This is a genomic window from Pseudomonas sp. LAIL14HWK12:I10 (genome assembly GCF_900184205.1).
Classification (GTDB): Bacteria; Pseudomonadota; Gammaproteobacteria; order Pseudomonadales; family Pseudomonadaceae; genus Aquipseudomonas; species Aquipseudomonas kermanshahensis.
This window is the reverse complement of sequence record NZ_FXWU01000009.1, coordinates 244,827-263,178: the sequence shown is the minus strand read 5'-3', so window position 1 is coordinate 263,178 and position 18,352 is coordinate 244,827. Positions and strand designations below refer to the sequence as shown.

20 protein-coding genes are annotated in these 18,352 nt (G+C 62.2%); 13 read left to right on the top strand and 7 right to left on the bottom strand.

Going from position 1 to position 18,352, the window contains the following annotated elements; genetic code table 11:
* The first annotated feature begins 25 nt into the window (after positions 1-25).
* Together QOS90_RS20700 and pdeM are read left to right on the top strand one after the other, a co-directional pair.
* The gene (locus QOS90_RS20700; protein ID WP_085273549.1) at positions 26-2,479 is read left to right on the top strand and encodes a ligase-associated DNA damage response DEXH box helicase; all 2,454 of its coding nucleotides are present in this window, start codon (positions 26-28) and stop codon (positions 2,477-2,479) included.
* A complete protein-coding gene (gene pdeM, locus QOS90_RS20695; RefSeq protein ID WP_085273550.1) occupies positions 2,476-3,129 on the top strand; it encodes a ligase-associated DNA damage response endonuclease PdeM in 654 nt (217 codons plus the stop codon). Before QOS90_RS20700 ends, pdeM begins: the two co-directional genes overlap by 4 nt.
* A 12-nt stretch (positions 3,130-3,141) precedes the next feature.
* Here pdeM and QOS90_RS20690 read toward each other — a convergent pair whose 3' ends face one another.
* On the bottom strand, positions 3,142-3,369 hold the full coding sequence (locus QOS90_RS20690) for a hypothetical protein (RefSeq protein WP_027594208.1): 228 nt from the start codon (positions 3,367-3,369) through the stop codon (positions 3,142-3,144).
* Positions 3,370-3,464: 95 nt separating this feature from the next.
* Entirely contained in the window at positions 3,465-4,031 is a 567-nt protein-coding gene (gene dcd, locus QOS90_RS20685) for a dCTP deaminase (RefSeq protein WP_012313046.1), read from the bottom strand.
* A 340-nt stretch (positions 4,032-4,371) separates the two neighbouring features.
* Here dcd and QOS90_RS20680 point away from each other — a divergent pair, with 340 nt between their 5' ends.
* A complete protein-coding gene (locus QOS90_RS20680; protein WP_027594207.1) occupies positions 4,372-4,581 on the top strand; it encodes a cold-shock protein in 210 nt (69 codons plus the stop codon).
* 142 nt (positions 4,582-4,723) lie between these two features.
* Here QOS90_RS20680 and apbC read toward each other — a convergent pair whose 3' ends face one another.
* Positions 4,724-5,818, bottom strand: coding sequence for an iron-sulfur cluster carrier protein ApbC (gene apbC / locus QOS90_RS20675; RefSeq protein ID WP_027594206.1), 1,095 nt, complete (start codon positions 5,816-5,818; stop codon positions 4,724-4,726).
* 158 nt (positions 5,819-5,976) lie between these two features.
* On the opposite strand from apbC, the gene metG reads away from it, so the two are divergent.
* The 7 genes from metG (at position 5,977) to QOS90_RS20640 (ending at position 11,669) form a co-directional block, all read left to right on the top strand.
* On the top strand, positions 5,977-8,016 hold the full coding sequence (metG, locus tag QOS90_RS20670) for a methionine--tRNA ligase (RefSeq protein ID WP_027594205.1): 2,040 nt from the start codon (positions 5,977-5,979) through the stop codon (positions 8,014-8,016).
* An 87-nt stretch (positions 8,017-8,103) separates the two neighbouring features.
* Positions 8,104-8,652, top strand: coding sequence for an Rnf-Nqr domain containing protein (locus tag QOS90_RS20665; RefSeq protein WP_085273551.1), 549 nt, complete (start codon positions 8,104-8,106; stop codon positions 8,650-8,652).
* Complete coding sequence (locus QOS90_RS20660) at positions 8,649-9,632, top strand: RnfABCDGE type electron transport complex subunit D (protein ID WP_256577444.1); 984 nt, start codon at positions 8,649-8,651, stop codon at positions 9,630-9,632. The genes QOS90_RS20665 and QOS90_RS20660 overlap by 4 nt, the downstream gene beginning before the upstream one ends.
* Complete coding sequence (locus tag QOS90_RS20655; RefSeq protein WP_085273552.1) at positions 9,629-10,228, top strand: RnfABCDGE type electron transport complex subunit G; 600 nt, start codon at positions 9,629-9,631, stop codon at positions 10,226-10,228. Before QOS90_RS20660 ends, QOS90_RS20655 begins: the two co-directional genes overlap by 4 nt.
* Entirely contained in the window at positions 10,221-10,745 is a 525-nt protein-coding gene (locus QOS90_RS20650) for an Rnf-Nqr domain containing protein (RefSeq protein ID WP_085273553.1), read from the top strand. The genes QOS90_RS20655 and QOS90_RS20650 overlap by 8 nt, the downstream gene beginning before the upstream one ends.
* A gap of 4 nt (positions 10,746-10,749) precedes the next feature.
* The gene (gene nth, locus QOS90_RS20645; RefSeq protein ID WP_027594200.1) at positions 10,750-11,388 is read left to right on the top strand and encodes an endonuclease III; all 639 of its coding nucleotides are present in this window, start codon (positions 10,750-10,752) and stop codon (positions 11,386-11,388) included.
* 104 nt (positions 11,389-11,492) lie between these two features.
* Positions 11,493-11,669, top strand: a complete 177-nt coding sequence (locus QOS90_RS20640) for a PA3496 family putative envelope integrity protein (protein WP_027594199.1) — start codon at positions 11,493-11,495, stop codon at positions 11,667-11,669.
* Between the two features lie 43 nt (positions 11,670-11,712).
* Here QOS90_RS20640 and QOS90_RS20635 read toward each other — a convergent pair whose 3' ends face one another.
* Entirely contained in the window at positions 11,713-12,339 is a 627-nt protein-coding gene (locus QOS90_RS20635) for a response regulator transcription factor (protein WP_027594198.1), read from the bottom strand.
* Positions 12,340-12,707: 368 nt separating this feature from the next.
* Between QOS90_RS20635 and QOS90_RS20630 the strand changes: the two genes are divergently transcribed.
* Positions 12,708-13,142 (top strand): hypothetical protein, encoded by a 435-nt coding sequence (locus QOS90_RS20630; RefSeq protein WP_085273554.1) that lies wholly within the window; start codon positions 12,708-12,710, stop codon positions 13,140-13,142.
* 70 nt (positions 13,143-13,212) lie between these two features.
* Here QOS90_RS20630 and QOS90_RS20625 read toward each other — a convergent pair whose 3' ends face one another.
* Both QOS90_RS20625 and QOS90_RS20620 read right to left on the bottom strand, forming a co-directional pair.
* Positions 13,213-14,430, bottom strand: coding sequence for an argininosuccinate synthase (locus QOS90_RS20625; protein WP_027594196.1), 1,218 nt, complete (start codon positions 14,428-14,430; stop codon positions 13,213-13,215).
* Between the two features lie 294 nt (positions 14,431-14,724).
* Complete coding sequence (locus tag QOS90_RS20620) at positions 14,725-15,681, bottom strand: flagellar protein MotY (protein ID WP_085273555.1); 957 nt, start codon at positions 15,679-15,681, stop codon at positions 14,725-14,727.
* Between the two features lie 130 nt (positions 15,682-15,811).
* On the opposite strand from QOS90_RS20620, the gene pyrC reads away from it, so the two are divergent.
* Positions 15,812-16,858 (top strand): dihydroorotase, encoded by a 1,047-nt coding sequence (gene pyrC / locus QOS90_RS20615; RefSeq protein WP_027594194.1) that lies wholly within the window; start codon positions 15,812-15,814, stop codon positions 16,856-16,858.
* A gap of 59 nt (positions 16,859-16,917) precedes the next feature.
* Positions 16,918-17,529 carry a ribonuclease T gene (gene rnt, locus QOS90_RS20610; RefSeq protein ID WP_371097688.1) on the top strand — a complete coding sequence of 204 codons (612 nt, stop codon included), beginning with the start codon at positions 16,918-16,920 and terminating at the stop codon, positions 17,527-17,529.
* A gap of 177 nt (positions 17,530-17,706) precedes the next feature.
* On the opposite strand, the gene QOS90_RS20605 is transcribed toward rnt, so the two are convergent.
* Positions 17,707-18,309: a peroxiredoxin gene (locus QOS90_RS20605; RefSeq protein ID WP_027594192.1), complete on the bottom strand. Its 603-nt coding sequence runs from the start codon at positions 18,307-18,309 to the stop codon at positions 17,707-17,709.
* Positions 18,310-18,352: the final 43 nt, after the last annotated feature.

The following is an 18,352-nucleotide window of genomic DNA, read 5'->3' as shown; positions in this document are numbered from 1 at the left end:
CAGCCTTCGAAGGATCACCCGCCCCATGGCCGCCTCCACCGACCTCGCCAACGCCTGGTTCGCCCTGCGCGGCTGGAAACCCTTCGCCTTTCAGCGCCGTGTCTGGGCGGCCGTCGAACGCGGCGAGTCCGGGCTGTTGCACGCCAGTACCGGCGCCGGCAAAACCTACGCCGTCTGGCTGGCGGCCCTGCGCGCGTTCGCCGTTGCCAGCTCAGCCCGCCAGCCGGCCCCCTTGCAGGTGCTGTGGGTGACGCCCATGCGCGCCTTGGCCGCCGACACCGCGCGTGCCTTGCAAGCGCCGCTCGATGAGCTGGGCCTGAACTGGAGCGTGGGCGTGCGCAGTGGCGACACTGGCAGCGCCGAACGCGCGCGACAGGCCCGGCGCCTGCCCAGCGTGTTGATTACTACCCCCGAGAGCCTGACCCTGCTGCTGACCCGGGCACAGGCCCGTGACGACTTCGCCAACCTGCGCCTGGTGGTGGTGGATGAATGGCATGAGCTGCTGGGTAACAAGCGTGGCGTGCAATTGCAACTGGCCCTGGCACGCCTGCGCCACTGGCACCCGCCGCTGCTGACCTGGGGCCTCTCGGCCACCCTCGGCAACCTGCAGCACGCACGCGACGTGCTGTTGCCAGGCGATGGGTTGCTGGTGCAAGGCCGGCAAGACAAGCAACTGCAGGTCGATACCCTGCTGCCCGACGCGATCGAGCGGTTCCCCTGGGCAGGGCACATGGGCTTGAAGATGCTCGATCAGGTCAGCCGGGAGCTCGACAGCAGCGCCAGCAGCCTGGTCTTCACCAACACCCGCGCCCAGGCCGAACTGTGGTACCAGGCGCTGCTCGAGGCACGCCCCGACTGGGCCGGCCTGATCGCCCTGCACCACGCTTCATTGTCCCGCGACACCCGCGACTGGGTCGAGCGAAACTTGAAGCAAGGTACGCTTAAAGCCGTCATCTGCACCTCCAGCCTGGACCTGGGCGTGGATTTCCTGCCGGTGGAGCGGGTGCTGCAGATCGGCTCGGCCAAAGGCATCGCCCGCCTGATGCAGCGCGCCGGTCGCTCCGGGCACGCACCGGGGCGCCCCTCGCGGGTAACCTTAGTGCCCACCCACAGCCTGGAACTGGTGGAGGCCGCTGCCGCCCGGCATGCCCTGCTCGCCGGGCAGATCGAGGCCCGGCGCTCACCACAGCTGTGCATGGATGTGCTGGTGCAACACCTGGTCAGCATGGCCATGGGCAGTGGCTTTCGCCCCGAGCAGTTGCTGGCCGAGGTACGCAGCACCTGGGCCTTCCGCGCGTTGCGCGACAGCCAGTGGCAGTGGGCGCTGGACTTCGTCTGCCACGGCGGCAACTCGCTCAGCGCCTACCCTGACTACCAGCGTGTCGAGCCCCACGCCGACGGGGTCTGGCGGGTTGCCAGCGAGCGCCTGGCACGGCGCCACCGCATGGGCATCGGCACCATCGTCAGCGAGGCTAGCCTGCAGCTCAAGTACTGGAGCAAAGGCGGCGGTGGCAAGTCGCTGGGCAGTGTCGAGGAAGCGTTCATCGCCCGCCTGCGGCCTGGTGATAGCCTGGTCTTCGCAGGGCGCGTGCTGGAACTGGTGCGCGTCGAGAACATGACCGCTTACGTCCGCCGCAGCACCTCGCGCAAGGCCGCTGTGGCCCGCTGGAATGGCGGGCGCATGCCGCTGTCCAGCGAACTGGCCGATGCCCTGGTCGAACAACTCGATGCCGCCGCCCACCAGCGTTACGAAGGCCCGGAAATGCGCGCCGTGCGCCCATTGCTGGCCTTGCAGGCAAGCTGGTCTGCACTGCCGACTACCCGCACGCTGTTGGCCGAAACGTTAAAATCACGCCAAGGCTCGCACCTTTTTCTGTACCCGTTCGCCGGGCGCATGGCCAACCTCGGCTTGGCCAACCTGATTGCCTGGCGGGTCAGCCAGGTGCAACCGCTTTCAGTCTCAATTGCGGTCAGTGACTATGGCTTTGAGTTGCTCAGCCCAAGCGCCGTGGACTGGGCCAGGCATTTGCCCAGCGCGCTCTCGACCGAGCACCTGCTGGAGGATGTACTGGCCAGCCTGAACGCAGGCGAGATGGCGCTAAGGCGCTTTCGCGAGATCGCCCAGATCGCCGGCCTGGTGTTTGGCGGCTACCCGGCGGCGCAAAAGAGCACCCGGCAGATCCAGGCTTCGAGTGGGCTGTTCTACGAGGTGTTTCGCAAGCACGATGCCGACAACCTGCTGCTGGGCCAGGCACGGGACGAAGTATTGCACGAAGAACTGGAAATAGAGCGGCTGCACCGGCAGTTGGCGAAGCTGGGCCAACTGCAGCTGGACCTGCGTGAATTACGCCGCCCAGGGCCGCTGGCCTTTACCTTGCTGGTGGAAGGCATGCGCGAAACCTTGAGCACAGAAAAACTCGCAGACCGCATTGCGCGGATGGTGGCAGACCTGGAAAAAGTGGCGGGCAACAACGCATGAATGATCACCTGGCCATCGAGCACTGCGGCGAAACCCTGTGGTTACTGCCGGACAAAGCGCTGTACTGGCCTGCCCGCCGGGCCCTGCTGGTAGCGGATGTGCATATTGGCAAAGCCGCCAGCTATCGCGCGCTGCATCAGCCCGTGCCGCGGGGCACCACCGAGGCCACCTTGGCGCGCTTGGACCAACTGCTGACCAGCCATGAGTGCCAGATGCTGATCATTCTGGGCGATTTCCTGCATGCCAAAACCGCGCGCGCACCGGCAACGCTGGCCAAGCTGCAAACATGGCGGGAACGGCACGCCGGACTGCGCATCGTGCTGGTGCGTGGCAACCATGATCGCCACGCGGGCGACCCACCGCCTGCGCTGGGTATCGAGGTGGTCGAAGAACCCTGGCTGCTGGCACCTTTCGCCTTACAGCACGAACCCGTCGTTCACCCCCAGCACCCAGTGCTGGCGGGCCACGTCCACCCGGTGTTCGTGTTGCAAGGGCGGGCCAGACAACGTCTGCGCCTGCCCTGCTTCCTGATGGGTGACGCGATCAGCTTGCTACCGGCCTTCGGTGAATTCACCGGTGGCTGGCGCGTGCACCCCGACGCCGAAAACCGCGTGTTTCTGGCCGGCGCCGGGCGGGTATGGGCGCTCTAAAGCAGCGCCCACTCAGGCGACGGGCGCGGGAGGTGGTTCGTCGGGCAGGGTTGGCTCACCGGGCTCCATGGGCTGCGTTTCGCCCGGTTCCGGTGGTTGAGGAGTATCGGGATCAGGCTGGTGGGGCACGCCGCCCGCCTGCATCGGCAGCGGGTGCGCCAGCAGTGACCATGGCAACATACCGACCTGGTTAGGCTGCAGGCCAGCCAGCTTGGCACTGATTGCGGGATGGAGTTTCATAGGCAGCTCCTGACGAGAGCCGACACGCATCATGCACATCGGCAGGTTACCCGTTGGAGTACCAAATGCGCGGGGAATTCCCCGCGCTCGTCGGCTCAGGTGCGTGGCAGGGTGACGCCGCGCTGGCCCTGGTACTTGCCGCCGCGGTCCTTGTACGACACTTCGCACTCTTCGTCGGACTCGAGGAAGAGCATCTGGGCCACGCCCTCGTTGGCATAGATTTTTGCCGGCAAGGTGGTGGTGTTGGAGAACTCCAGGGTCACATGGCCTTCCCACTCGGGTTCAAGCGGGGTGACGTTGACGATGATGCCGCAGCGCGCATAGGTGCTTTTGCCCAGGCAGATGGTCAGCACGTTGCGTGGGATGCGGAAGTACTCCACCGTGCGGGCCAAGGCGAAGGAGTTTGGCGGGATGATGCAGACGTCGCTCTTGACGTCGACGAAGCTGCCGGCGTCGAAGTTTTTCGGGTCGACGGTGGCCGAATTGATGTTGGTGAACACCTTGAATTCGTCGGCGCAGCGTACGTCGTAGCCGTAGCTGGAGACGCCGAAAGAGATGACTCGGCTGTCGTGCTCGCCGCGCACCTGGCGCTCGACGAACGGTTCGATCATGCCGTGTTCCTGCGCCATGCGGCGAATCCACTTGTCCGATTTGATGCTCATGGCGGGGGTGTCCTGAAGAGTTGCGAGGTGAAAATCGTGAGGCGCATCTTACCGGTCCCAGCGCCCTCTTCAAAGTTCCATCCTGCATTCTTGCTACAATCCCCGCCAGGCGGGGCCTACAGCTGCCACCGATCTGAATTTCAGTAAAGCGGCTTCTGGCCATTGGCAGGTTGCGGAAAGTGGGTTAAGGTGACGCCACTGTGCTGCACGTGACACCGAGAATCTCTAGTTTGACGCACGATCCTGATCGGCCCATATCTGAATTTTCTGCTCTCTTTGCACTCAGTCCCGGGCAGGGTTTTTCCTGACCGTAATCAACTTTGTCCAAGGAGACAGAAACATGTCCAATCGCCAAAACGGTGTTGTTAAGTGGTTCAACGACGAGAAAGGCTACGGCTTCATCACCCCTCAGTCGGGTGACGACCTGTTCGTGCACTTCAAAGCCATCCAAGCTGACGGCTTCAAGACCCTGAAAGAAGGCCAGGCTGTTACTTTCGTCGCTACCCGCGGCCAGAAAGGCATGCAGGCTGAAGAAGTTCAGATCGCCTAAGTCGATCTCAGCTTTCTAGCTTTCAAAAAAACCCGCCTTCTGGCGGGTTTTTTTATGCCTGGCTGAAACCGGTGCTGGCTTCTTCGCGGGTAAACCCGCTCCTACAGGCCTGTGGTGTACCTGTAGGAGGGGGTTTCTCAGGTCAATCCTCGCTGATGGTGATGCTCGGCATCGCCGGCGCTGCGGCTTCCTGCAGCACGATCCGCGCACCGACCTGGCGGGCCAGCTCCTGATACACCATGGCGATCTGGCTTTCCGGCTCGGCAATTGCCGTCGGCTTGCCACTGTCGGCCTGTTCGCGGATCAGCATCGACAACGGCAGCGAGGCCAGCAGGTCGACACCGTACTGGGCTGCCAGCTTCTCACCGCCGCCTTCGCCGAACAGGTGCTCGGCATGGCCGCAGTTGGAGCAGATGTGCACGGCCATGTTCTCGACCACGCCCAGCACCGGGATATTGACCTTGCGGAACATCTCCACGCCCTTCTTGGCGTCCAGCAGGGCGAGGTCCTGCGGGGTGGTGACGATCACCGAGCCCGCCACCGGCACTTTCTGCGCCAGGGTCAGCTGAATGTCGCCGGTGCCTGGCGGCATGTCGATGACCAGGTAATCAAGGTCATCCCAGGCGGTCTGGGTCACCAACTGCAACAGCGCACCCGACACCATCGGGCCGCGCCACACCATCGGCGTGTTGTCGTCGGTGAGAAACGCCATGGACATGACTTCTACACCGTGCGCCTTGATCGGCACGAACCACTTCTGATCGCGAATCTGTGGCCGGGTGCCTTCTGCGATGCCGAACATCACGCCCTGGCTAGGGCCATAGATATCCGCGTCGAGAATGCCGACCCGGGCGCCTTCACGGGCCAGGGCCAAAGCCAGGTTGGCAGCAGTGGTCGACTTGCCGACGCCCCCCTTGCCCGAGGCCACGGCGATGATGTTCTTGACGTTGGCCATGGCCGGCACCTGGGCCTGGGCCTTGTGCGCGGCGACCACGCAGTCGATCGACACCTGGGCGCTGCTGACGCCGTCAAGGTTGCCGATCGCGGTCTGCAGCACCTGGGCCCAACCGTTCTTGAACAACCCAGCGGCATACCCCAGTTGCAACTGCACACTGACCTGCCCGCCCTGTATATCCACGGCGCGCACGCAGCCGGCGCTGACCGGATCCTGGTTCAGGTAGGGGTCGGTGTACTGGCGAAGCACGCCTTCGACGGCGGCACGGGTGACGGCACTCATGGAGACTCCCATTGGCAAACTGAATGTAAAACAGGCGCCTATCCTAACCCGTCAATCGTCAGCAGGTGCGTCTGTGGGGTGAAATATCTTCGCCAGCCCTTTATAGTGGCCGATCACCCTCATTTTTACCCCGTAGCCAGATAAGTAGCCGAGCCACCATGTCCGAGCCACGTCAGATTCTCGTCACCAGCGCCCTGCCCTATGCCAATGGATCGATCCACCTTGGCCATATGCTCGAGTACATCCAGACAGACATGTGGGTCCGCTTCCAGAAACTACGCGGCAACCAGTGCATTTATGTCTGCGCCGATGACGCCCACGGTTCGGCCATCATGCTGCGCGCCGAGAAGGAAGGCATCACCCCCGAGCAGTTGATTGCCAATGTCCAGGCCGAGCACAGCGGCGACTTTGCTGACTTCCTGGTGGATTTCGACAACTTCCACTCAACCCACAGCGAAGAAAACCGCGAGCTGTCCAGCCTGATCTACACGCGCCTGCGTGACGCCGGCCACATTGCCACCCGTTCGGTGACCCAGTACTTCGACCCCGAAAAGGGCATGTTCCTGGCCGACCGCTTCATCAAGGGCACCTGCCCCAAGTGCGCGGCCGAAGACCAGTACGGCGACAACTGCGAGAAGTGCGGCGCAACCTACGCCCCGACCGAGCTGAAGAACCCCAAGTCGGCCATCTCCGGTGCCACCCCGGTACTGCGTGACTCCCAGCACTTCTTCTTCAAGCTGCCTGATTTCCAGGCCATGCTGCAGCAGTGGACCCGTAGCGGCACCTTGCAGGATGCCGTCGCCAACAAGCTCGCCGAATGGCTGGACTCGGGCCTGCAAGAGTGGGACATCTCCCGCGATGCGCCGTATTTCGGCTTCGAGATCCCGGGCGAGCCGGGCAAATATTTCTACGTCTGGCTGGACGCGCCAATCGGCTACATGGCCAGCTTCAAGAACCTCTGCGCGCGCCGCCCAGAGCTGGATTTCGATGCTTTCTGGAAGGAAGACTCCAGCGCCGAGCTGTACCACTTCATCGGCAAGGACATCGTCAACTTCCACGCCCTGTTCTGGCCAGCGATGCTCGAAGGCGCGGGCTTCCGCAAGCCAACTGCGGTCAACGTGCACGGCTACCTGACCGTCAACGGCGCCAAGATGTCCAAGTCGCGCGGCACCTTCATCAAGGCCCGTACCTACCTGGATCACCTGCAGCCGGAATACCTGCGTTACTACTACGCGGCCAAGCTGGGCCGTGGCGTCGATGACCTGGACCTGAACCTGGAAGACTTCGTGCAGAAGGTCAACTCCGACCTGGTCGGCAAGGTGGTCAACATCGCCAGCCGTTGCGCAGGCTTCATTCACAAAGGCAACGACGGCGTGATGGTGGCCGGTGATGCCGCACCCGAGCTGACCGAAGCCTTCCTGGCAGCTGCGCCGTCCATCGCCGAAGCCTATGAGAGCCGTGACTTCGCCCGCGCGATGCGCGAAATCATGGCCCTGGCCGACCGTGCCAACGCCTGGATCGCCGACAAAGCGCCTTGGTCGCTGGCCAAGCAGGAAGGCAAGCAGGACGAAGTCCAGGCCATTTGCGCCCAAGGCATCAACCTGTTCCGCCAGTTGGTGATCTTCCTCAAGCCGGTACTGCCGGTGCTGGCTGCCGACGCCGAGGCCTTCCTCAATGTCGCGCCGCTGACCTGGAACGACCACCAGTCGCGCCTGGAAAACCACAGCCTGAATGCCTTCAAGGCACTGATGAGCCGTATCGAACCCGCCAAGGTCGAAGCCATGGTCGCTGCCAGCAAAGAAGACCTACTGGCCGCCGAAGCCCAGGCGCCGGCCGGCAATGGCGAACTGGCCAAGGACCCGCTCTCGGCGGAAATCGAATTCGATACCTTTGCCGCCGTCGACCTGCGCGTGGCCCTGATCGTCAAGGCCGAGGCCGTACCCGGTGCCGACAAGCTGCTGCAACTGACGCTGGACATCGGTGACGAACGCCGCAACGTGTTCTCCGGCATCAAGTCGGCCTACCCCGACCCGTCCAAGCTGGAAGGCCGCCTGACCATGATGGTCGCCAACCTCAAGCCTCGGAAAATGCGCTTTGGCGTGTCGGAAGGCATGGTCATGGCTGCCGGCCCTGGCGGTGAAGAAATCTACCTGCTCAGCCCGGACAGTGGCGCCAAGCCAGGCCAACGCATCAAGTAAGCCCCCAGCCCCGGCCTCTGTGCCGGGGCTGTTCTATCACCCGCTGAATGCCGGACAATCGATACGAATCCCGGCTATCGTCATGTCATGAGTGACTACGTTCTGGTCCTGATCAGCGCCACCCTGATCAATCACCTGTGCCTGCAGCAACAGCCAATATCGTGGCTGCGCGTGCATGTGCTCGGCTTGGCCTGCGCCTTGTCCGTGGCACTCGCCATGATCGGCGCTCACCTGTTCAGGTGGCTGGTGCTCGACCCTTGGCAGCTCCACGACCTGAGCCTGTTCCTGTTGCTGCCCTGGTTGGCATTGCTGACCTACGGCGTGCCATGGGCACTGGCCAGGCTACGTGCCGACTGGCCTGTGGCTGACCTGCCTGCAGTGCTGCTGAGCAACGTCGCTGTGCTGGGGCTGGCGCTGGAGGAGGCAGGCGCTGGCACGGCCTGGCTTGCGACGCTAAGCAAAGGCCTGCTGGCCGGCGTGGGCTTGTGGCTTGCGCTGGCCCTGTTCGCGGACCTGCGCCAGCGCAGCGCCCATGCCGACATACCTGTTGCCCTGCGTGGCCTGCCAGTCGAATTGCTCGGTGCGGGCATCATGGCCTTGGCATTTTCCGGTTTCAACGGACTTTTTGCGCAATGACCCCGACCAAGGCAAAGCCTGACCCACGCCTGCGTACCAGCATGGGCCTGGTGCTACTGGCCTGTGCCCCCGGTTTGCTAGCACTGCTGTGGGTGCAGGGCTGGGGGCTGCTGTGCAACCTGCTGCTGTGTGCCAGTGCAGCGTTGCTCTGCGAAGCGCTGCTATTGGCCCTGCGCGGCCAACCTGTAGGTGCGACGCTGAGCGACGGCAGTGCGCTGGTCACTGCGGTGCTGCTGGCGGCCGCCCTTCCTGCGCTGGCCCCTTGGTGGCTGCCCATGGTCGCCGCTGGGGTGGCGATCGGGGTTGGCAAACAGGCCTTCGGCGGTGTCGGCCGCAACCTGTTCAACCCAGCCATGGTGGGCTACGCCTTCGTACTGCTGAGTTTCCCGTTGCAGATGAACCATTGGCCAGGGCACGCGCCGGGGTTGCTCGAGAGCCTGCAGCAGGTAGTGGGCGGCGGCGAGCACATTGATGCCTGGGCACAACCGACAATACTCGACGGCCTGCGCCACAACCGCAGCCTGACCATCGATGAACTGTTCGCCAGCCACCCCGGGTTCGGCAGCATCGGTGGGCGCGGCAGCGAATGGGTCAACTTGGCGTTTCTGCTGGGCGGGTTGTTTCTGCTTCAGCGCAAAGTGTTCAGCTGGCATGCGCCAGTGGGTTTGCTGGCTGGCCTGATGTTGTTCAGCCTGCTGGGCTGGAACGGCTCAGGCTCCGATTCCAACGGTTCGCCCTTGCTGCACCTGTTCTCTGGGTCGACCATGCTGGCGGCTTTTTTCATTGCCACCGAGCCTGTCTCCAGCCCCAAAAGCGAGTGGGCCAAGCTGCTGTTCGGCTTTGGCACAGGCCTGCTGATCTACCTGATCCGCACCTGGGGCAGCTACCCCGATGGCACGGCGTTCGCCATCCTGCTGATGAACTTCATGGTCCCCAGCCTTGAACGGCTGGCCTTGCGCCGCCAAGAGGCTGCCCGATGAAGCGCCTCGCGCAGGCGGCAGTGTTGCTGGCGACAGCGGCGTTGGCCTTGTCGACGACGCTGATCTGGCGCTCGTGGACCACGCCCACCATTGGCCAAGCTGAAAAACAGCTGCAGAGCCGCCAGCGGCTGGCAGTGCTCCCCGAGGCCAGTTACGACAATCACCCATTGGATACCCCCCTGCCAACGCCCGACGCACAACTTGCGCACAGCCGCATCGTGTCGGCCTACCGGGCAACGCTGGCGGGCACGCCTGCGGCGGTCGTCCTGATCACCCAGGCCCAGGGCTATGCTGGGCCGATCATCTTGACCATCGCCATCACGCCCGACGGGCGCCTGCTGGGCAGCCAGGTGGTCGAGCAGCAGGAAAGCCCCGGGCTCGGCGGGCGCCTTGCCGACCCGCAGCTGCACTGGCTGACGCAGTTTGCCAATCGCAGCCTGGGTGATCACTGGGCACTGAAGCGTGACCAGGGCGACTTCGACCAATTGGCAGGCGCAACAGTCACCTCGCGGGCAGTGATCGAGGCGCTGCAAGATGCCCTGCGCTATTTCGATAAGCATCGTCGCGCGCTCCTCGAGGGCCCACCCCATGAATAGGGACTACGTGCTGGTCGCCGCCCTCGCCCCGCTGTTAGGGACGACGCAAACGCTGCCCATGGCGGCTGTCATGGGCGGGTGCGCGGTGTTGATGGTTAGCCTGCATCAAGCCTTGCTGATGCCATTGCGCAACCGCCTGCATGGGGCGGCCTACGTACTGGCAAGCCTGCTCATACTCGCTGGCCTGGCCAGTTGCCTGCAATTGGCCCTGCGTGCCTGGCTGCTGCCCATGGCGCTGGTCCTGGGCCCGTACCCCGCACTGTTGTGCCTGACGTGCCTGGCAATGGACCGGCTGCTGCCGGAAGCAGGCCGTTGGCGATCATTGCTGCTGCAGCTGGGTGGCCTGCTGGCTGCATACCTTGTGCTCGGCGCCTGTCGCCAAGGGCTGGGCGAAGTGCTGGGCGTGCACCTTGCCAGCCTTGCCCCGGGCGCACTGCTACTGCTCGGACTGCTGTTGGCCCTGTACAATCACCTGCGTCCGGGCCCTGCCCACCCACGTCTTCAAGGAAAGCCCTGAGTCCATGAATGCCGCAAAACGCCTGGAGATCTTTCGCAGGCTGCACGAAGACAACCCTGACCCGAAAACGGAACTGGCCTACACCACGCCATTTGAGTTGCTTGTCGCCGTGACCCTTTCAGCGCAATCCACCGACGTAGGCGTCAACAAGGCCACCGCCCGGCTGTTCCCGGTCGCCAATACCCCGGAGGCCATCTACGCCCTGGGCGTCGAAGGGCTGAGCGAATACATCAAGACCATCGGGCTCTACAACAGCAAAGCCAAGAATGTGATCGAAGCCTGCCGGCTTTTGATCGAGCGCCATGGCAGCCAGGTGCCTGAAACCCGCGAAGCGCTGGAAGCACTGCCCGGTGTGGGCCGCAAAACGGCCAACGTGGTCCTCAACACGGCGTTCCGGCAGCCGACCATGGCGGTAGACACGCATATTTTCCGGGTCAGTAACCGCACCGGTATCGCGCCCGGTAAAACCGTGCTGGAAGTCGAGAAGAAGCTGATCAAGTTCGTGCCCAAGCCCTACCTGCTCGATGCCCACCACTGGCTCATCCTTCATGGGCGCTATGTATGCCAGGCGCGAAAGCCCCGCTGTGGGAGCTGCCGAATCGAAGACCTGTGCGAATACAAGCACAAGACGTCTGACGATTGAGCCGATAGTTAAAAACCACCCTGGGCGATTGAAAAAATCTTTTTTACCAGCGTCAGCTTTCTGGTTATAAGGACGGCCAACGGCCCCTTGGCTTGGAGCGACTCATGAGTGCTGATAAAGACGACCTGTCAATCGAAGATGATTTTGTTGCCGCAGATGATGAAGCGGAGCCCCAGGTAGAGACTGCAAAGACCAACCTCAGTAAACGTCGCACCATCGACAACCTGCTGGAAGAGCGACGCCTGCAGAAGCAACTGGCCGATTTCGACTACGACTTATAGACCCTTGCAAAGCCTCCCAGCGGGAGGCTTTGCAGCGCAGCGGTCAGTTCAACCCGTGGCGCTGTGCCAGCTCGATCAGGTCTACCAGCGACCGGGCGTTGAGCTTGAGCAGCAAACGGGACTTGTAGGTGCTGACAGTCTTGTTGCTGAGGAACATGCTGTCGGCAATTTCCTTATTCGAGCGCCCGCGCGACAGCTGCTGCAAGACGGTCATCTCCCGGGCCGAGAGACGGTTGACCATGTCCGTCTCGCTGCCACCACTGCCCCTGCCTCGCGAGGCATGCAAGGCCTGATTAGGGAAATAGCTGTAGCCTGACAACACCGCCTTGATGGCGCTTAGCAGCTCGGTCAGCTCCTGCTGCTTGCACACATAACCCGCCGCACCCGCCTGCATGCAACGCATCGAGAAGTTCCCAGGTACCTGGGAGGTCAGCACCAGCACCTTGCTGCTGGGGCTGAATGCCGCCATGCGGGCGATGACCTCAAGGCCATCGAGCTTGGGAATCCCGATATCCAGCACCACGATATCCGGCAGGTGCTCACGCGTCAGTTGCAAGGCAGCCACGCCGTTATCGGTTTCCGCAACGACGTCATACCCATGCCGCTCCATCAGCATGCGCACGGCCAGGCGTATGACCGGATGGTCATCCACGATAAGGACTTTATTCATGTGATATCCATTCATTCATTATTTTTGCTGTGGCACGCCACGATAACCGACAGAACGCTTAATGGCGCGACGATTTGTCAATGAAACTCATGAATAGACGAGCCCTACAACACTTACAGAAATTTCCTACACAAAACCTTGCAGCACGCTAATCGTGAGTGTTCATGTCTCGCAAGAAACGTAGCACTGACCCGATCGAATGAACCAGTTGAAAACAAACTTCCGCGCGAAGAATAGGCCACTTTAAATGCGCGAAAAAAATCAGGCACCCGCCGTTGTGCCGACAATGCGCAGTCGGGAAACACTACAGCCTTTAGTTGAGCATAACAGTACGGTAATGATGAGCAAAACCGCAGGAGACAGCCATCATGCCCGACGTACAACCTGTCGCCCCGCTGACGATCATTGCTATCTTCGCGGGGATCATCGAAGCATCCGCCCTTGCAACACTGCCGTTTCTCAGCGAATCCAGCCAAAGTCTCTATACCTGGTTTCTGGTCTGCTTTCCGTTTTTCCTTACAGCCTTGTTCTTTCTAACGTTGAACTTCAATTACAAGTCGTTCTACAACCCTGCCCTAAAAAAAGTAACAACCGACAACCCAGAGGCTGAATCGCCTGAACCTGTGACCGTTATCTTTACTGGCCCCGATGCACAACAAAGGCTGGAACAGCATATCCTCGTGGCACTCGCACACGCGCCTGAATCAACACGCACGTGGCACTTCCTTAATCTGGACAAGCGCCAATGCGCACGCCTGTCTATCAGTGCGCTTCAGGAGGACGTCGTCAATCACAAGGCTTAAAAGCCATTGGCATAACGCCGCAAAAAAAAACCCCGGCCTGAGCCGGGGTTCGTGCAACGCTTGCCAGTACTTAGAGCAGCGAACGGCCCTTGTTGGCGGCAATGCGCATGCGCAGTGCATTGAGCTTGATGAAGCCCGCAGCGTCGGCCTGGTTGTAAGCGCCGCCGTCTTCTTCGAAGGTCGCGATGTTGGCATCGAACAGCGAGTCGTCCGACTTGCGGCCGACAACGGTGACATTGCCCTTGTACAGCTTCAGGCGTACCACGCCATTCACGTTGACCTGCGAAGCGTCGATCATCTGCTGCAGCATCACGCGCTCCGGGCTCCACCAGTAACCGGTGTAGATCAGGCTGGCATACTTCGGCATCAGCTCATCTTTCAGGTGAGCGACTTCGCGGTCCAGGGTGATCGACTCGATCGCACGGTGGGCGCGCAGCATGATGGTGCCGCCAGGGGTCTCGTAGCAGCCACGCGACTTCATGCCGACGTAACGGTTCTCGACGATGTCCAGACGGCCGATGCCGTTGGCACCACCGATGCGGTTCAGGTCAGCCAGGACGGTAGCCGGAGACTTCTCGACACCATCGATGGCAACGATGTCACCGTTGCGGTAGGTCAGTTCGATGTAGGTAGCCTGGTCCGGAGCGTTCTCCGGGGAGACGCTCCAGCGCCACATGTCTTCCTCGTGCTCGGTCCAGGTATCTTCCAGGACACCGCCTTCGTAGGAAATGTGCAGCAGGTTGGCGTCCATCGAGTACGGCGATTTCTTCTTGCCATGACGCTCGATCGGGATGCCGTGCTTCTCGGCGTAGTCCATCAGCTTCTCGCGGGACAGCAGGTCCCACTCACGCCATGGGGCGATGACCTTGACGCCCGGCTTGAGCGCGTAGGCACCCAGCTCGAAACGTACCTGGTCGTTGCCTTTGCCGGTCGCGCCGTGGGAAATGGCGTCGGCGCCGGTTTCGTTGGCGATTTCGATCAGGCGCTTGGCGATCAGCGGACGGGCGATGGAGGTACCCAGCAGGTACTCGCCTTCGTAGACGGTGTTGGCGCGGAACATCGGGAACACGAAGTCACGCACGAATTCTTCGCGCAGGTCGTCGATGTAGATCTCTTTCACACCCATTGCCTGTGCCTTGGCACGGGCCGGCTCGACCTCCTCGCCCTGACCCAGGTCAGCGGTGAAGGTCACCACTTCGCAGTTGTAGGTATCCTGCAGCCACTTGAGAATCACCGAAGTATCAAGGCCGCCGGAATACGCCAGTACGACCTTATTTACGTCCGCCATGCCATCACTCCACGGGGTTGTACGGAAAGGGGTCGATTCTAACGGCGTTATGGAAAAATTTACAGTGGGGCGACAGCTTCTGACGACAAAGCGACAGTAATTGTCGAGGGCGCGACGTTGCCTGAATGGATGCTTGGGAGGTATTGCGGTCTGGGCATGCGGGGGCATGGATTGAGAGGTGTAGCGCCTATCAGATCGAGCGCCGCGCGGGCGGCGCTCGATCTCACAGGCGCTGAAAATGTTGTGGCGAACCCCTAATGACCCTGATGCAATCACTTACCATGCCCCACGACCTCAGGGTAGCTTCGCCCCTGGCGCCACGGCAGCAGGGCTAGCTGGCGCCGGAGCAGCAGCTGGCACTGTTTGCTCAACCGGCTTCTCCACCGGTTTCTCAACCTCCGCAACCCGGCCCAGCTCTATACTCACCCGCCGATTGCGAGCCCGGTTAGCGGCATTGTTGTTCTTCGCCAATGGGTAGCGCTCGCCATGGAAGCGCACGGTGATTTGCGCTTCGGGCACGCCATGGGCCTTGAAGTAGTCCGCCACTGCCACTGCCCTGCGGCGCGACAGGTCACGGTTGGTCAGGCGGTTTCCGCTGTTGTCGGAGTGCCCGTCGAGCTCGATGTGGTTAACCGTCGGGTCGGCCTTCATGTAATCCAGCACAACGTCCAGCCGGGTTCGAGCCGAATCGTCCAGGTCGATGCCGCCCCCCGGGAAGCCCACCTGCGTCTGCCTCACCTGGTCGTAATTCATCGGCAGCAACTTGCTGGCACAGGCCTGGTAGTCGCTGTAGGCCTTGGCGAAACTCACCGGCAGTACCCGCACCTCCATTGCCCGCCCCGCCTCGCCGGTGTAGTTGCGCACCACCGTGCTGCGGCCATCGAGCAAACCATTGATCAGTCGGCCGGCCTGCCCTTGGGATGAGCTGAACAGCACGCCGCTACGTGCCATCCGCACCACACCCAGGTTGATATCACCACGCCCCGGCTGCCAAGGCGCCGCTGCGGCCAGCAACGTGGCAGACCCAGCCCCCAGCGCGTTACTGTGCGAACGCAGCTGGAACACCGGCAGCTCACCGGCCCGGCGCACGAATTCGCCACTGCCAAAACCGTCGATCGGCTGGATCAGGCGGCACTCGAACTGGTCGCCCTCGACTTGCCAGGCAATGTTCTCCATGCGCGTCTGGAAAGTCAGTGCACCGGTCGGCAGGCTGGCGAACAGGGTCAACAGGGCTAGGTAACGCTGGCGCACGGGCGGCTCCACAAATTCTGACGGCTTACCTGCAGGGTATCGGACGCCACCCGAAAAACTTGATAGCCGTGCTCGGCCCAGGGTTTTCCGGTAGCATTGGGCCTTGAGTTCGACCCGCCTGGAATCCCCAATGTCCGATCGCCTGACCCTCCTGCGTCCCGACGACTGGCACATCCATCTGCGCGATGGTGCCGTCCTGCCCCATACCGTTGGCGATGTGGCGCGTACCTTCGCCCGTGCCATCATCATGCCCAACCTCGTACCGCCGGTGCGCAATGCCGTCGAAGCTGGCGCCTACCGTGAGCGCATCCTTGCCGCGCGCCCGGCCGGCAGCCGCTTCGAACCGCTGATGGTGCTTTACCTCACCGACCGCACCAGCCCCGAAGACATCCGCGCGGCCAAGGCCAGCGGTATCGTGTACGCCGCCAAACTGTACCCGGCCGGCGCCACGACAAACTCCGATTCAGGCGTGACCAGCATCGACAACATCTTCCCCGCTATCGAAGCGCTGGCCGACGTTGGCATGCCGCTGCTGGTGCACGGTGAAGTGACCCGCAGCGAGATCGACGTGTTCGATCGCGAGAAGCGCTTCATCGACGAGCACATGCGCCGTGTGGTCGAACGCTTCCCAACGCTCAAAGTGGTGTTCGAACACATCACCACCAGCGATGCCGCGCAGTTCGTCACCGAGGCCTCGGCCAACGTCGGTGCCACCATTACTGCCCAGCACCTGCTGTACAACCGCAACCACATGCTGGTTGGCGGCATCCGCCCGCACTTCTATTGCCTGCCGATCCTCAAGCGCAACACCCACCAGGTGGCGCTGCTGGATGCTGCCACCAGTGGCAGCCCGAAGTTCTTCCTCGGCACCGACTCGGCCCCTCACGCCCGTCACGCCAAGGAAGCGGCCTGCGGTTGCGCCGGCTGCTACACCGCGTACGCGGCCATCGAGATGTACGCCGAAGCGTTCGAGCAGCGTAACGCGCTGGACAAACTCGAAGGCTTTGCAAGCTTGCACGGCCCGGCCTTCTATGGCCTGCCGGCGAACACCGACACCATCACCCTGGTCCGCGAAGAGTGGACTGCCCCTGAAAGCCTGCCGTTTGGCGAGCAGACCGTGGTACCGCTGCGTGCCGGCGAGAAGCTGCGCTGGCGCCTGCTGGAGGAAAACGCGTGAGCGAAGACCTCTACGAAGACGATCAGGACGGCCAGGCCGGCAGCGGCTCGCGCCACCCGATGGCTGAGCGCTTCCGTGGCTACCTGCCAGTGGTGGTGGATGTCGAGACCGGCGGTTTCAACAGCGCCACCGATGCCTTGCTGGAAATTGCCGCCGTCACCATCGGCATGGACGAGAAAGGCTTCCTGTTCCCCGAACACACCTACTTCCACCGGGTAGAGCCGTTCGAGGGGGCTAATATCGAGGCTGCCGCACTGGAGTTCACCGGCATCAAGCTGGACCACCCGCTGCGCATGGCAGTGAGTGAAGAAAGCGCGCTGACCGATATCTTCCGCGGCGTGCGCAAAGCGCTCAAGGCCAACGGCTGCAAGCGCGCAATCCTGGTCGGCCACAACAGCAGCTTCGACCTGGGCTTCCTCAATGCGGCGGTCAACCGCAACGACCTCAAGCGCAACCCCTTCCACCCGTTCTCCAGCTTCGACACCGCCACCCTGGCGGGCCTGGCGTATGGCCAGACCGTGCTGGCGCGGGCCTGCCAGAGTGCCGACATCGACTTTGACGGGCGTGAGGCGCATTCGGCGCGCTACGACACCGAGAAGACGGCCGAGCTGTTCTGCGGCATCGTCAACCGCTGGAAGGAAATGGGCGGCTGGCGCGATTTCAACGACTGAGTTGAATGCCTCATCGCCGGCAAGCCGGCTCCCACAGGATTACCACAGGCTTGAATATTGTGGGGTACCTGTGGGAGCTGGCTTGCCAGCGATGAGAGCAGAACAGACACTGGAAGACTCAAATTCCAGGCACAAAAAAACCGGCCACCAGGGCCGGTTTTTTTATGCGCTTGGCAATTACAGCTTGCCAGCGTTCTCGCTCAGGTATGCAGCAACGCCTTCTGGCGAAGCGTTCATGCCTTTGTCGCCTTTCTTCCAGTTGGCAGGGCAGACTTCGCCGTGCTCTTCGTGGAATTGCAGGGCGTCAACCAGACGCAGCAGCTCGTCCATGTTACGGCCCAGTGGCAGGTCGTTGATGATCTGCGAACGGACAACACCGTTGGTGTCGATCAGGAAGGCACCACGGAAGGCCACGCCACCTTCGGACTCAACGTCGTAGGCTTTGCAGATTTCGTGGGTCATGTCGGCAGCCAGGGTGTACTTCACCTGGCCGATGCCGCCGTTGTTGACCGGGGTGTTACGCCAGGCGTTGTGGGTGAAGTGCGAGTCGATCGAAACGCCGATCACTTCAACGTTGCGAGCCTGGAAGTCTGGGATGCGGTTGTCCAGGGCGATCAGCTCGGACGGGCAAACGAAGGTGAAGTCCAGCGGGTAGAAGAACACCAGGCCGTACTTGCCCTTGATGGCCGAGGCCAGGTTGAAGCTGTCGACGATTTCGCCAGTGCCCAGTACAGCGGGAACGGTGAAGTCGGGGGCTTGTTTACCAACGAGTACGCTCATTGTTATCTCCTGATGAGGGTGAAAAACCGTTTGCCGGGCCAGA

What these genes read in the sequence shown, in the direction of transcription:
- QOS90_RS20700 (WP_085273549.1), top strand. Translation starts at nt 26, where the DNA reads ATGGCCGCCTCCACCGACCTCGCCAACGCCTGGTTCGCCCTGCGCGGC.
- pdeM (WP_085273550.1), top strand. Translation starts at nt 2,476, where the DNA reads ATGAATGATCACCTGGCCATCGAGCACTGCGGCGAAACCCTGTGGTTA.
- QOS90_RS20690 (WP_027594208.1), bottom strand. Translation starts at nt 3,369, where the DNA reads ATGAAACTCCATCCCGCAATCAGTGCCAAGCTGGCTGGCCTGCAGCCT.
- dcd (WP_012313046.1), bottom strand. Translation starts at nt 4,031, where the DNA reads ATGAGCATCAAATCGGACAAGTGGATTCGCCGCATGGCGCAGGAACAC.
- QOS90_RS20680 (WP_027594207.1), top strand. Translation starts at nt 4,372, where the DNA reads ATGTCCAATCGCCAAAACGGTGTTGTTAAGTGGTTCAACGACGAGAAA.
- apbC (WP_027594206.1), bottom strand. Translation starts at nt 5,818, where the DNA reads ATGAGTGCCGTCACCCGTGCCGCCGTCGAAGGCGTGCTTCGCCAGTAC.
- metG (WP_027594205.1), top strand. Translation starts at nt 5,977, where the DNA reads ATGTCCGAGCCACGTCAGATTCTCGTCACCAGCGCCCTGCCCTATGCC.
- QOS90_RS20665 (WP_085273551.1), top strand. Translation starts at nt 8,104, where the DNA reads ATGAGTGACTACGTTCTGGTCCTGATCAGCGCCACCCTGATCAATCAC.
- QOS90_RS20660 (WP_256577444.1), top strand. Translation starts at nt 8,649, where the DNA reads ATGACCCCGACCAAGGCAAAGCCTGACCCACGCCTGCGTACCAGCATG.
- QOS90_RS20655 (WP_085273552.1), top strand. Translation starts at nt 9,629, where the DNA reads ATGAAGCGCCTCGCGCAGGCGGCAGTGTTGCTGGCGACAGCGGCGTTG.
- QOS90_RS20650 (WP_085273553.1), top strand. Translation starts at nt 10,221, where the DNA reads ATGAATAGGGACTACGTGCTGGTCGCCGCCCTCGCCCCGCTGTTAGGG.
- nth (WP_027594200.1), top strand. Translation starts at nt 10,750, where the DNA reads ATGAATGCCGCAAAACGCCTGGAGATCTTTCGCAGGCTGCACGAAGAC.
- QOS90_RS20640 (WP_027594199.1), top strand. Translation starts at nt 11,493, where the DNA reads ATGAGTGCTGATAAAGACGACCTGTCAATCGAAGATGATTTTGTTGCC.
- QOS90_RS20635 (WP_027594198.1), bottom strand. Translation starts at nt 12,339, where the DNA reads ATGAATAAAGTCCTTATCGTGGATGACCATCCGGTCATACGCCTGGCC.
- QOS90_RS20630 (WP_085273554.1), top strand. Translation starts at nt 12,708, where the DNA reads ATGCCCGACGTACAACCTGTCGCCCCGCTGACGATCATTGCTATCTTC.
- QOS90_RS20625 (WP_027594196.1), bottom strand. Translation starts at nt 14,430, where the DNA reads ATGGCGGACGTAAATAAGGTCGTACTGGCGTATTCCGGCGGCCTTGAT.
- pyrC (WP_027594194.1), top strand. Translation starts at nt 15,812, where the DNA reads ATGTCCGATCGCCTGACCCTCCTGCGTCCCGACGACTGGCACATCCAT.
- rnt (WP_371097688.1), top strand. Translation starts at nt 16,918, where the DNA reads ATGGCTGAGCGCTTCCGTGGCTACCTGCCAGTGGTGGTGGATGTCGAG.
- QOS90_RS20605 (WP_027594192.1), bottom strand. Translation starts at nt 18,309, where the DNA reads ATGAGCGTACTCGTTGGTAAACAAGCCCCCGACTTCACCGTTCCCGCT.